Raw genomic sequence first — 13,636 nt, 5'->3', positions numbered from 1 at the left:
TCAGTAAGCGTCGGGTCTTGCACTACGCTTGCGCTAGTCAGTACCGGTTTTAGGCGAGTTCAAACCCCAACCCAGTAAGCGTCTCTTTCTCTGCAGCCTTCAGTTTCTTCACCGCCCAGATGAGCATATGGCGTGGACGTGAGCTCGCCACGTAAGCAAACCTCGCGCCTTCGGAAGCTGGGTCGGCGAGCCACTCCAGCCAATGGGAAAGGTGAACGCCTTTTTGAAGTGATGACACGACCACCGTGGCATCATGGGTTTCGCCCTTGACTTGGTGGATGGTCTCGTAGCGCAAACCATCTACAGTGGCTTGCTGAGCAACTCCTTCGCTCAGACGTACGCTAAGTGTGGTGTCTCCTTGATTAGGAGGAGCCCTGAGGATTAGGTCTCTCAGTGGCTCAAGCTCTGTTGTGATTTCGGCTAACACGAAGGACTGGTCTGGGAGAGATCGCATGGCTCGTTTAGCGACGACTGCCCACTGTTTCCAAGTCAGTTCCAGGTTGCCAGCGCCAGCGGCCACCAAATGCTTCAAGCATTGGTGAATGAATTTCCGCCAGGCAAGCTTGGATTCGATCGCTACCGGGCAATGGGGGCCTGATCTCGTTACTTGCAGGGAGAGCTTATCTGCAAACCATTCGGCAAATAGTGCTACCGCGACGTTCAACTCCTTTTTGCTCCCGCTACTGGCAGCGACGCATGCCAGTGCCAGTACTTCAACGCCCTTGAAATTGTCGCCTTTGCGAAAGCGTTGCAGCGTGCTGTGCCCGCGAGCGACAACGACAACCTCTTTGTAACCACTGGTGATCTCGATGATTCTCGGAAGAAGCTCTGAAGGACATTTCACATATTGCAGCAGAAGGGGCTTAACTGGAACGATTTCGGGGTTGCCCGAGATACGATCGATTCGCAGCAAGTTACTGCAGAGATCCACGATGGGTTGCCCGCTTCTCCAATTCGCTGTGAGTGGCAGCTCCGCGAAACCGAGCTCGGCAAGGAGCGCCTTCACATTTTTTGGATTAGATTTTCTGAACCCGTAGATCGATTGGTTCAGATCGCCTACGAAATGGAATTTAACGCCAAGCCCATGGAGCTTCCGTACCATCGCCAGTTGCTCTGCTGACAGGTCTTGGCACTCGTCGACAATGACCAGTGGAAATCGCTTCGCCAGGCGCTGGAAATAGCTGGCGAGAGCGGGCCTCTGGAGCGCCGCCAAGGCAATCATGTCCACATCTTTGTAAGTCGCGAAACCTGCCGCCCAGAAACGCTTCTTCGTGTCGATCAGCTCTTCCCGAGCAACCTTACTGATTGCAGCGGCGTTGAGCTGTTTATCTCTAGTCCGCTCGCCGGTCGAGAACGTGAACCCTTTGGTCTCTAGGTCGTAGTTATACTTACAGGCGGAGATCGAACGGCCACAGATCTTGCTGCGAGTGTGGAAGATATCTGCCTTGTTTTCCAAGATCCTGATCCTACTGTCCCCCTCCTTCCCTGGAAACTCAGTAACCTCGCTTGCGATGCTTGCGACCATTCGGGAGTGGACAAAGCTGTCGAAGGTTGACACCAGGTGAGGAAAACCCAGCGGCTCTCCTAGGTGCCGTACCAATCTATCCTTGAGCTCGTCCGTTGCGCTGTTGGAGAAGGTCAAAACCGCTATCCCAGCAGGGAAGCCAGTCCACTCCTCAACGACCTTGGCAACCATGGCCGCGACGACCTCTGTTTTGCCACTGCCCGGGCAAGCGTTGAGATACACATGCTGGTCGAGAGGTGCGCCAATGTAAGCTTTCTGCTCGTCAGTCAGATTGATCATTGAGCGGGGGCTTCCTCGAGTCCGCAAGCCCAAAGAATGGCATCACGGATGTAGGCCGGTACGACGAACTCGCCCTCCTGCTTCTCAAGCTCTTCAGCAAAAGCCTGCGCATATATCCCTTTGCCGATACTTTTGGAGTCGATGCGGCTTAGCAGTTCGGCCGCGTGGCCCGCTCGTTCGAGACTTGTCATCTCGTCAAAAATGAGCTTCGCAGTTTCCCGTAGCTCTGGAACCACTGTTCCCTCCTGGGCGGGCCAGAGGTCGGCGGCTATGGAGAGCATCATCCGCAAGTTCGCGCCTTCCATAGCGATATCGTATTCAAAGGTTTTGTACCTGCCTGCGTAGAGGCGACCGAACTGCGACTGGCCAATTTTGGCGGTATAGGCGAGAGCATGGTTCTCACCATCTCGTAAGTCGCCGTCATGCGGCAGATAGTCAACAGTTACCTTGTTCCCTTCATCACCGTCGACCTTGATAGTTTTGGGTGGATCTTTGTCAGTCAAGCCAGCGCAGCGTACCGGCACGTTTTTTCCTGTGCTCTCCTCGCTCACGTCGCAGAACAATTGCATGAAATGTTTGAAATAGATTCCGCCCAGGTTGATGACGGATACACCGTAATCCTCCAGTGTATTCTTGCCGTCACCGTACTGAGCGAGCACTCTTCGCGCCAGTTCTGGGATCACCATCGCCTCAGCTATGCCTTCAGCCAGGATGGAGCCTTTGGAAAAAAGCAGATTGGATTTGGTGACATCGAGCCACCGGTCGATGAATTTCCGGCTGGGCTCTGGAAGTCCGCAAGTCCGCAGAGGAGTTGCGACTGGAGTGCCTGCGTTTGAGAGATGGATGATTTCGTTAACTGACACTGCTGATGAGATAACCGTGGAGTGGGTGGTGATAATCACCTGGATGCCTTTTTCTTTGGCCACAGTGCTCAGGTGCTTCAGCAGACGTATCTGAAGCTGGGGATGTAAGTGGGCCTCGGGCTCTTCAATCAGTAGGAGGCGCAGGTAGGTTTCTTCCCCCCGCCCCTCCTCCACTTCTAACGTCAGCTCAGCCAGAATTGAGGCAATGTAGAGCAGGTTGTTGTAGCCAAGACTGTTTTCTTCCAGAGATCGGAACTGGGCAGCCTCGGCCGCGGCCAAGTTCGGGAAGTAGAGCAATCGCAGGCCTTCAACGATGCGAGAGAAGCTTACCTCCGAGAACTGAATGAGTGTGTTCTGGGACAAGTGCATCCCTAACGCTGCCTTCAGGCTTTTGCCAATTCGTTCATTGGCTTGCTTGATGGCGTAATCGTCGCTCTCGGAGAGCTCTTGGTTGAAGGCGCCAACTCGCTCCTCCAAGGGATGAAGTTTCCCCTCCTTACGAGCTGTTTCAAGCTCCTTGCGGCAAAGCGCCTTCAAAAGTCGGGCTAGTCGGGACTGGCGCCCATCTCGGAGTTTTGTTTCTGCATCTCGCAGAGGCGGTAAGTAAATGCAATGGATGAGATCAAGCGTCTCAGTTTCCAGCGCTGTAGCTCGTGCATAACCGCCGTAAAGTTGGCTTTTGAATCGGCCCCGAGATTCGAGATTAAGCGCGGTGAACGTGAGTTTCGCTTCTTCTTGATTGCCGCACCAATCCCTGAACGCGATGGCGTCCTCCTCATCTAGGTCAGAAAAGGTGGCTTGTATATCGATCCGTGGTGCCGCTACTGCTGCCTCGTGAAATCCGCGATGAAAATCTCGCTCGTTGATCAGACGTTTGCCGGATTCGGAATCATTGAATAGCTGGCGGACGGCAGCAATGACGCCTGTCTTGCCCGCCCCGTTCTCGCCCACGAGAACATTGAGACCGTCGTGGAATTCGATCGTGAAAGGCTCGCCAAAACACTTGAAGCCATGAATGTCTAAGGTACGTAAATACATGAGAATCCTTTCTTAACCCTAAAAATTGGTGGCGTGCTGTCGTAACACGAACAACGACGCACGCATGCAGGCTGCGCAGCACTGCGGCATTTGTCTTCACAAATGGCGAGCAATTGGAGTGATAGCTTCACAACGCCACAGGGCGAAATGAGGCAAGTTTACCTCGTACGTCAACCGACGATCGTGCGTTGCGAAGGTGTCTCGATGGCCCGAAGGAACGACCTACATCCTTGCCACTTCATACCACAGCCTAGCTGGCAAGCGATGACTCGAAAGCGAAATGAATTGAACACAACCTCCCATCTCACCGCCCGCGAGATCTGCCAGGTGCTCACGGAAGTCGCACTCGACAAACGCATCATGATGCGAAGCTCCATCCAGTCATGGAATGAGATCTATCATGGCCTCATGCCTGTGGAGACTGGTGGCTGGCAGCTCACGCTATTCAATGATTGTGACACCCTCGACTACTGCGAGTACTGCAGGTCGCCTGATGGCCGAGTCGGGACACTTGAACTCTGGCAGCGCGACGGAGCTGATCCCGTCGAGCTATTGAGTGTTTGGGAGCGTGAACAGCTCGAACGACTGCTCGCCGCGCTCTGAGCCTGTATGCAAAAGCAAGTTACCATTGCCGACTTAGACGCAATGGAGATCACACGTGAGAAAGCCACCCATGAAAATCATCATCGAAGAATGGGATGGTGACGGTGCGATTCGAATTCCCGATGAGGCGTTACAGGAGCTGGAGCTTGATGTTGGCGACTCGCTGTATTTGATAGAGGAATTTGTCGGCAACACGCGCTGCCTAGTCCGGTCAAAAAAGCCTCAAATCGCGGATCGAATAGACGAGCTCACAGAAGCATGGGCTAGCGGACAGCACAGTAGCGCCGAGGACAAATGAGAAAGCCATAGAGCGTTTTATCGATCTACTCACGACACGCTCCAGTAGGGTATATGACCTGACCATGGTCTTGAGCCAATAGGGAGCTTCTGCTGGGGAAGCTATCAGTTCCATCCCATCACCCTCAGAAGGCCATTACATCTGCCATATCATTAACAAGGTGGGGCATCGACTACTGGCAGGATGCTATTGCTTAGCAAGTACAGACCCTCGTACCATTCGTGATCAGGCAACCCACTCGCGTGGGGGCGGTCGAGGGCTTGATATTAGATAAGGAAGCATCTGTGAAGGGACGACGCGCATTGAATTTCGCAAAGGTTGGCCACCATGGCTAACCGACAGCTTTCTCCAGACATCGTGTCACTGATCCACCACGTGGAGTTGAACGAGTCTGGATGGTGGAAAAAAGGCGTCAGCCAGATCGTAAAAGGCGTGCTTTGGAAGAATCATGGTGTGTCGCTGGGGTTGAATGCGCTTCATGACGCAATTCGTGCTGAGGCTCCCGGGGCTCTGGGATCCGATGATGAGCTTGAAAGGCAATTGCAGACACTTCATGATCAGGGAACTGTTTCGATCTTGCCAGGCCCAGCCTACAAGCTGACCGAGCGCGCTTTCAACGAACTTTCAGCTCAGGCGGCCACTGCTCATGCGGAGCAGGATGCGTGCGAGAAGGACTTCATTTCCACCTGCCGGGAGTATTGCCCAACTCTTGATCCGGAGCGGGTATGGAAAGACTTCACTGAAGCGCTTTCGCGAGCGATCCGCGTCAGCGGTGCCAACCTCTTCCGGCTCCTAGTCGGAGGCAAGCTGCAAAATGATTTCGACTGGCTGAATAACCTTTTCCACAAAGTGGACTCCGACAACCGAGAGGGTCTGCGTAAAGTGCTGATGTTCTTCTTCAACCCGGGAAACCAGGTCTGTCGAAGCCAGATTCTCCGTTTCATGACGGCTTACTTTTTTGCCGAGGCAACCCGCCTCAACCCTGAAACCCTTGCTGCCATTAACCAGGCACGTAAGGTGAAAACCATCAAAGTGGTGTTGGACACCAATTTCCTTTTCTCAGTGCTCCAGCTTCACGACAACCCAGCTGACGCAGCAGCGTTATCGCTTGTTGATTTGGCTCACAAGAGCAACGGGAAGCTGGATATAAAGCTCTACGTGCTGCCGAGCACTTTGGATGAAGCCAAGCGTGTTCTCATCGCACAGCTGCACTTAATAGAGCGTATACGGGTCACTCAGGCAATGTCCCGCGTGGCAATGACTCAGCCGCTACCCAGCATCGCCAAAAAGTTCTTCAGCACTGTAGCCTCGACAGCAAATCTTTCTGCCGCCGACTTCTTCCGCCCTTACATCGATGAGCTTAGGTTCATCCTAGAGGAAAAAGGAATAAGCGTCCTCGACGCTCATCCAAGCATCTACCACATACGCCAGGACGTCATTGACGATGTGATGCACGAGGTTGAGCGGGAGACAAAAGAAGTCCCTGAGAAACGTCGCAAAGGGTACGAGGCTTTGCTGCACGACGCCGTTCTATGGCATGCCGTCAATGACCGACGCCTCCCCAATCATGAGTCGCCTTTTGAAACTGAGTATTGGGCAGTTTCCATCGACTGGCGCCTGATTGGCTTCGACCGAGCAAAACGCGCAGCCAATCGCGCGAAGCTGCCGGTGGTACTGCATCCAAGCAACCTAGTACAGCTCATCCAGTTTTGGGTGCCTCGCTCCCCAGAGCTCGAGGAAAGTCTAGTTGACTCCCTGCGCCTGCCGCTTTTCTTCCAATCGTTCGATCTTGAAGACGAAAGGGCGACATTGAAGGTGCTGGAGTCAATTTCGAGATTCGAAAATGTCGGAGACCTCCCAGAGTCCGCCATCCGCGTGGTGCTGACCAATCGGGCGCTTCGCGCACGGATCAGCAATATCGAAGCCTCCAACCAGGAGGTATTCGAGCTGGTACATTATGAGCTGTTGAGCCACCACCGAGACGTTTCCCAACAGCTTGATCAAGCCAAAGCCGTACTGGAAGAAAAGGAGCAACACCTGCTCCAGGAGCGGGCCGCCCGCTCTGCTGTAGAAGGCCTGCAGGACACCACCGCCAAGCAGATCGCTGATCTCGAATCCGAGCGGCAAATAGCTGAGCAAAGGGCTCAGGATCTGGAGACTTCCCAAGCTCAGCTGAAAGAACACCTGCAGGAGGCTCGTGCGGCCACAAGCGAGATCCAGGCTCATCGAGACCGTGCCGATGGCGCTGAGCGATCACTGACACGTATTAAATACGTCGGGATTTTTCTCGTGCTTCCCCTCCTGCTTGGTCTGGGGATCTACTACTCCAGCAGCGCTCTAACACCTAATATGCTGCCGGTGATATCCACTGACACGAGAGTACTGTGCTTGCGACTTTTCGCAGCCATACTTCCTCAGACCTTAGCTTTCTGCCTCTCAGCGAGGTATGTCGAGTCAAAGCCTCATCTGAGCTCTTGGAGGCTGAGCAACTTCCTAAGTTGGGTCGGCAAGAAAGTCATCATTGCCCCAGCATTGATCGCCGGCGAAGGTATCTTTACGGGCGGGACATGGGATGGGATCAAGGCGCTTTTCGGCATCATTTAGTGCCTACATCCGGCGTATCTCACGGCGCGCCCGGCTTCCCTATACCGCCCCTACGACGATAGTCACCCCATACAAGGCTTCGTGCGCGGGGCAGGTGAGCGATATAGAAGCTCGCTGATCCGTCGTACCCTTTCGGCCCGCGCTCAAGGCATTGATGGGGAGTGATGAGTAGTGTTGATGTCTTGCACTTCGGACTATTTTTTCGAGAGCTCAGAACTGCAGATGTGAGCGTTCTCAGTGGTTATGAGCTATAGCTCGATCAGTGCGTATATGCGGCCAGCATCATGGGCGGTGTTTTTGGCGTCCATCTAGAAGGCATTTTTCCGATCAATAGCTCTGCGAGCCCCATGGCTCAAGCCATTTAATTGTCGGATACTGCCATTGCGCCAGCCCCCATCTTTCAAGGTTGAATTGACTCATGGCAAGGAAGAAGGCAAAAAACTCCAGCGGCACTGGCATCCTGATTATTATTGCACTGGCTTTCGGTGCACTCGCTTCGATCCCGAAGAACGCCTGGATCGCTGTTGGCATCGTCGCGTGCATCGGCGCCATTATGTGGTTTTTAGCCACTCGCACTAAACGACAGCTTGAACAGCTGCAAAAGTCTGCTTCAGCGACAACGCACCTGCGGGAGCCGCGAAGCAAAGACGTAACCTTCTCCATGCATGAGGTTTCGTTGAGCAATATGTCTGAAGAAACCTCCGAATTTTATACCGTCCAACTCGGCTCCCCCCCTTCCCCTTCCTTTAAGATTCCAGATTCAAGCAAACAAAAATCCGATACTCGCTGGGTGCCAGCGGGCGAATCGGTCACTGTGTCTGGTTTTTCTCTTCCCGGCGGAATGCTCTATGTAGGAAGTGCATTGGGTCGATACGATGCGCAAGAGCCGTCACTGATCAATCCAAAACTGCGGATAGCCAAGTCGTACGTCGACATCGAAGAGCGGTTGATGTCCTATTGGCCGAGTTTTCACTCCATCTCGCCAGAGGCTCGGCGCGGATACCTACAGTGGCTAGGGAGCGGACGTAGTGATCCGCTGGCAGACGCCGGCTATGTCTTTTTGTTTTTCTATGGCCTTGAGCGCCGGGCTCTCGTTGATGCTGTAAGCGAACCGCAGTTAAAGGCTGAGATTCCTCTGATCGTCAAAGAAGTCCAGCGACTGCTGAGTATCTATGGGGACAACAGATCATTCAGGGGATATGCAGAAGGCTTTCTGGATTACTTGAGTAACACCACGGTTGATCCAAACCTTTACCTTGGCCCGCCTCCTAAGGCTGCTGCTTACAGCTACGAAATGCCACTGCCGCTGCGCATAGGTTTGGGGCAACACGCGTCCAACAAGCGACCACTCGGCGCCGATTGGGCATTGGCATGGGCACTGGCCGACCCCAACATCAGCAAGCGCACCCCGGTGACACGCTGCAAAGAAGTCTTTTCAACGCTGTTCAAGCTGAAATACGAAAGCTCCCACCCTGCGGGTCTCATCCTGGCGCAGAACAAGACCAAGCTTAAAACCAGCTATCGCGCAGCCTCTGCTGTGCTAATGGCCCCCTCGCTTAGCCTGGGTGATATTCCTGATGTCATGGCCACTTCAGGAACACGTAAAATCCTGCAATTGCTGGTGGAGCTTTGCACTAGTGAGCTTGAACCCTTTAGCCGCTATCTAGGCCGAAACCCTGAGAGCGCAGAAGCCCTAGAGGGCCTGTTACAACTTCCGGTCACCCTTTGGCCAACAGCAGCCCGTACGGAGCTGGATGAGCTTCAAGCCAAAATCGGTGACGATCTGATTGTCATGAGCTTTGGCGAACTCGCGGGCCGATTCAAGAGCGCTGGTGCATTGTCTCGTGACAAGGTTCTCGCCCTTGCCCGTGCACTGGAATCGCTTCATATCGGCATGGAACCCGATGTGCTCGCTGGCAGCAGGACTCCGAAAGCTGAAGATCGTATCGCGCTGTTCGTAACCCAGCCCGAAGACGGATCACTGCGGGCCTCAGCGGCCTACAACGCGGCCTCAGTCACACTTGATCTGGCCAGTGCAGTCGCATCTGCGGATGGCGACACCTCCAATGAAGAGGTCACATTGCTTGCTCAGCACATCGATTCCTGGAGTCACTTGAGTGTTGCCCATCGCAAACGTCTCAAGGCGCACCTGCAAATCCAGATCCAGCAACCACCAACGCTTGCAAGCCTGAAGAAAAAGCTCGACCCATTAACTGTCGAAGCCAAGCGCACGATTGCCAGCTTCCTGGCTCACCTGGCGCAAGCCGATGGCATCGTCAGTCCATCGGAAGTGAAGCTTCTTGAGCGAGTTTACAAGGCGCTGCAACTGGATAGTCAGTTGCTGTACAGCGATCTTCACCTTGCTGCATCCGGAACGAATATTACCCCCGCTAAACCTGCAACAAGCTCCTCACTATCCGAGCCCGGAATATTGTCAGCTACCAGTGCGAAGCAGGGCTTCGTGCTCGATCACGAGCGAATTGCTGAGTTGCAACGTGAAACGGCAGAAGTCTCGACCCTCCTCGCCCAGGTATTCACTGACGACCAAGTTGATGAACCGGAACAGTCATTTGAGGCTGTGGAATCGGCGACAGAAACGAGCGCTGACGTTGCCGGCCTCGATCTGGAGCATTCTGCGTTCCTGCGCTTGTTAATCTCGCGTGCCGAATGGAGCCGATCCGAACTTGAAGCCGCCGCCAGCGACATGGAACTGATGCTCGATGGTGCTCTGGAGCAAATCAACGACATGGCTTTTGAACATTTCGACATGCCCGTCACCGAAGGTGATGATCCCATCGAGATCAATACAGACATTCTGGAAGAGTTAGCCCTATGAGCACTATCAGAGCCAAGGATCGCGACGCGGTCATCCAATCATTGCGTGCTGGCGTTGTTCCTCGCGTCGGTCAACACTTGATTCAGGTCGGCCGGGTGGGCGAACTCGATGCGCTGATCAAGGACGTCAATCGCCTGGTAGAAAGCGGCTCGGCATTTCGGGTGGTGATTGGCGAATACGGTGCAGGCAAGACGTTCTTTCTGAACTTGGTTCGAGCCATTGCCATGGAGCGAAAACTCGTAACCATGCACGCAGACTTAAACCCAGATCGCAGGCTGCACGCCACCGGGGGCCAGGCACGTTCGCTTTACTCCGAGCTAGCCAAGAACATGTCGACACGCACAAAGCCCGACGGTGGGGCCATGCAAGGTATTGTTGAGAAGTTTATTTCGCAGGCCAAAACCGAAGCCAAGGCGGCAGGAACAGACAGTGAGACTGTCATCCGAGCACACTTGGCTGAGTTGACCGAGATGGTCAACGGCTATGATTTCGCTGAAGTGATCGCTGCGTATTGCCGAGGTTTCGAGGAAGGCAACGAGCAACTTAAGGCTGATGCGATTCGTTGGTTGCGTGGCGAATTCACCACCAAGACCGATGCCCGAGCGGCCCTGGGTGTACGAACCATCATTGATGATGCCTCCGTCTACGATCAGCTCAAGCTGCTATCGAGATTCGTCAGGCTCGCAGGTTTTGGCGGTCTGATGATCTGCCTCGACGAACTGGTCAACCTCTACAAACTGGCCAACACACAGGCACGCAATGCCAACTATGAGCAGATCCTGCGCATCCTTAATGACTCACTGCAGGGATCCGCTGAGGGGCTTGGATTTGTCCTGGGTGGCACCCCCGAGTTTTTGATGGACACTCGCCGAGGGCTGTTTAGCTACCCTGCCCTGCAATCGCGACTGGCCGAAAACTCGTTTGCCAAATCAGGACTGGTGGATCTTTCGGGGCCGGTCATACGCCTCACAAGCCTCACACCAGAAGACTTCTACGTGTTGCTTCAGAAGCTCCGTCACGTCTACGCAGGCGGCGATGCTGAAAAGTACTTACTGCCTGACGAAGCGCTTCCATTATTCATGGCGCACTGCAACCAGCGCCTGGGTGAAGCTTACTTCCGTACGCCGCGCACGACGATCACAGCCTTCATCAACCTGCTGGCTATTCTGGAGCAAAATCCTGGAGCAGATTGGCGCACCCTGCTTGGGGCTGTCGAGGTGGCGAAGGACTTGGGTGGTGACGAGGATACAAAAGTCGACGCGGACGATGAACTTGCCACCTTCACACTCTGAATCATCGGGCTTCGACCAGCTAGAATCCCGAATCCAGCGATGGATTTGGGCTGAAGGCTGGACGTCCTTGCGCGACGCCCAAGAAAGGGCTGTGCCAGTGCTGATCGATGCCGATCAGGATGTCATTATCGCCGCAGCTACCGCGGCGGGGAAAACCGAGGCTGCCTTCCTTCCCATACTCACCAATTTACTCAACATCAATGACCCGCCCGGTTCGGTGCTGTACATCAGCCCGCTCAAGGCCTTGATCAATGATCAATGGGACAGGTTAGGCCGACTCTGTGAGCAGCTTGAAATTCCTGTAGTGGCTTGGCATGGAGACATTTCATCGAGCAAAAAACATCGCTTCCTGAAGTCGCCTGAAGGGGTGCTACTGATCACTCCAGAATCGCTTGAGGCGCTGTTCGTCAATCGAGGCTCGAGTCTTGCCGGGGTGTTCCAGAATTTACGCTATATCGTCGTGGACGAGTTGCACGCCTTCATTGGCAGCGAACGAGGCAAACAGCTTCAGTCCCTGATGCACCGTGTAGAGCTCGTTACCGGACGACGCCTCCCCAGGGTCGGGCTGTCAGCCACACTCGGCGATATGAAGTTGGCGTCAGAGTTTCTGCGCTCAGGAGGCGTCGATGGGGTTGAAGTCATTGAGTCTAAAAACTCAAACCAGACACTCCAGGTGCAAGTTCGCGGTTACATCCAGCCGCCCATGAGCGAGCTCAAAAAAACTCTCGTCCAACCTTTTGACCAGGAAGGCGATGAAGAAGAGACGGAAAACAAAGCAAGCCCTGACTTTGCGATCGCTGATCATCTCTACAAGGTATTACGCGGCAGCAATAATCTGATTTTTCCGAACAGCCGGCAGCAGGTTGAATGGTATGCAGACCAACTGCGTCGACGCTGTGAGAAAGATGGTGTGCCCAACGAATTCTGGCCTCATCACGGCAGCCTATCGAAAGACCTGCGGGAGCAAGCTGAGCATGCCCTCAAGGCGGGTAATGTGGCAGCATCGGCCATATGCACCACGACGCTTGAGCTCGGAATAGACATCGGCAGCATCAAGACAGTGGTGCAAATTGGCGCCCCACCATCGGTGGCGAGCCTGCGCCAAAGACTGGGCCGTTCGGGCAGACGCCCGGGAGAAAACGCGATCTTGCGCGTTTACTGCAAAGAGTCGCCACTCAAGGACGGATCAAGCATTTCAGATCAGTTGCGCCAGGGACTGGTTCAGACAATTGCCATGGTGCGCCTTTTAATTGGGGGATGGTTTGAACCTCCCCGGGCTCAGGGTATTCATGCGTCCACTCTCGTTCAGCAATGCCTCTCCATAATTGCTCAGTGCGGCGGCGCTTCCGCAGCTGATCTTTGGAAAAGCCTTATCACTGAAGGAGCGTTCCAAAACGTCGAGAAGTCAGACTTCGTCAAACTGCTGAAGTCGCTAGGGGAGCATGAGCTCATCGTTCAGGACAGCTCAGGATTGTTGCTCCCAGGGACAGTTGGAGAGCGCCTGATCAACCACTATGAGTTCTATAGCGCATTTACCAGTGATGAGGAATTCCGACTGGTGTGCGACGGGAAAGCGCTTGGCTCAGTACCCGTAAGCCGGCCGCTGACCAAGGATCAACGCATTATCTTCGGAGGCCGAAGGTGGCAGGTTCGTGATGTTGATCTCCAAGCCAAAGTCATCATTGTTTCCGCCGCACGCGGTGGTGCCCCTCCTCAGTTCGATGGTCTGGGTGCGATGGTGCATGACAACGTGCGCCAAGAAATGCGAGCCGTCCTGGCAGACCCTGTCCCCTGCCCATTCATTGATCGCGATGCCCAAACGTTGCTCGACGAGGCTCGCAAGACTTTTAACGCATTAGGCCTTGGTGAACGTTACGTCATTGAGTCCGGCGGTAAATGCTATCTAATCAGCTGGCTGGGTGATTACGCCAACGATGCACTGCGCCTGTTACTCAATCATGTGGGCCTTTCGTGTGACAACTCGGGCTTGGCGATTGAGGTTGACGCCAACATCCATCGGACACTGGCTGCACTCAAGGATGTAGGTGACCTAGATGCAAACAATCTCGATTCGATTCTCGTGGATGTAGAGAATATGCTGCGGGAAAAATGGGATTGGGCATTGCCGGAGGCGTTATTGATGAAGTCGTTTGCTTCAATATCACTGGATATCTCAACCGCAATCGGTTTTGCGCAGAATCTAACTTTGGTTGAGTAAATTGATCGGCCTTAAGAGTGTGGAGGCGACTAGGCACCTTCACCTGATAGACACTGTTGCGCAAAACGTTTCTGGCTTCG

8 protein-coding genes are annotated in these 13,636 nt (G+C 54.1%); 6 read left to right on the top strand and 2 right to left on the bottom strand.

Annotation, left to right across the window (positions count from 1 at the left end; all coding sequences use genetic code 11):
- Positions 1-49: 49 nt before the first annotated feature.
- Positions 50-1,801 carry a UvrD-helicase domain-containing protein gene (locus KGB28_RS01510; protein WP_223441667.1) on the bottom strand — a complete coding sequence of 584 codons (1,752 nt, stop codon included), beginning with the start codon at positions 1,799-1,801 and terminating at the stop codon, positions 50-52.
- Positions 1,801-3,705 carry an ATP-dependent nuclease gene (locus KGB28_RS01505; protein WP_223441510.1) on the bottom strand — a complete coding sequence of 635 codons (1,905 nt, stop codon included), beginning with the start codon at positions 3,703-3,705 and terminating at the stop codon, positions 1,801-1,803. Before KGB28_RS01505 ends, KGB28_RS01510 begins: the two co-directional genes overlap by 1 nt.
- 264 nt (positions 3,706-3,969) lie before the next feature.
- Here KGB28_RS01505 and KGB28_RS01500 point away from each other — a divergent pair, with 264 nt between their 5' ends.
- The 6 genes from KGB28_RS01500 to KGB28_RS01475 all read left to right on the top strand — a co-directional run bounded on the left by KGB28_RS01500 (position 3,970) and on the right by KGB28_RS01475 (position 13,556).
- Positions 3,970-4,308, top strand: coding sequence for a hypothetical protein (locus tag KGB28_RS01500; RefSeq protein WP_411740564.1), 339 nt, complete (start codon positions 3,970-3,972; stop codon positions 4,306-4,308).
- Positions 4,309-4,378: 70 nt separating this feature from the next.
- On the top strand, positions 4,379-4,606 hold the full coding sequence (locus tag KGB28_RS01495) for an AbrB/MazE/SpoVT family DNA-binding domain-containing protein (protein WP_223441504.1): 228 nt from the start codon (positions 4,379-4,381) through the stop codon (positions 4,604-4,606).
- Positions 4,607-4,933: 327 nt separating this feature from the next.
- Entirely contained in the window at positions 4,934-7,210 is a 2,277-nt protein-coding gene (locus KGB28_RS01490) for a hypothetical protein (RefSeq protein WP_223441502.1), read from the top strand.
- Positions 7,211-7,628: 418 nt separating this feature from the next.
- Positions 7,629-10,046, top strand: coding sequence for a TerB N-terminal domain-containing protein (locus tag KGB28_RS01485; protein ID WP_223441499.1), 2,418 nt, complete (start codon positions 7,629-7,631; stop codon positions 10,044-10,046).
- A complete protein-coding gene (locus KGB28_RS01480; RefSeq protein WP_110746292.1) occupies positions 10,043-11,338 on the top strand; it encodes an ATP-binding protein in 1,296 nt (431 codons plus the stop codon). The genes KGB28_RS01485 and KGB28_RS01480 overlap by 4 nt, the downstream gene beginning before the upstream one ends.
- The gene (locus KGB28_RS01475; protein ID WP_223441496.1) at positions 11,313-13,556 is read left to right on the top strand and encodes a DEAD/DEAH box helicase; all 2,244 of its coding nucleotides are present in this window, start codon (positions 11,313-11,315) and stop codon (positions 13,554-13,556) included. The genes KGB28_RS01480 and KGB28_RS01475 overlap by 26 nt, the downstream gene beginning before the upstream one ends.
- Positions 13,557-13,636 lie beyond the last annotated feature (80 nt).

It is taken from the genome of Pseudomonas sp. BF-R-19 (assembly GCF_019956445.1).
GTDB lineage: Bacteria > Pseudomonadota > Gammaproteobacteria > Pseudomonadales > Pseudomonadaceae > Aquipseudomonas > Aquipseudomonas fluorescens_BH.
The sequence above is the reverse complement of the archived record's forward strand: the minus strand, read 5'-3'. Positions and strand labels throughout refer to the sequence as shown.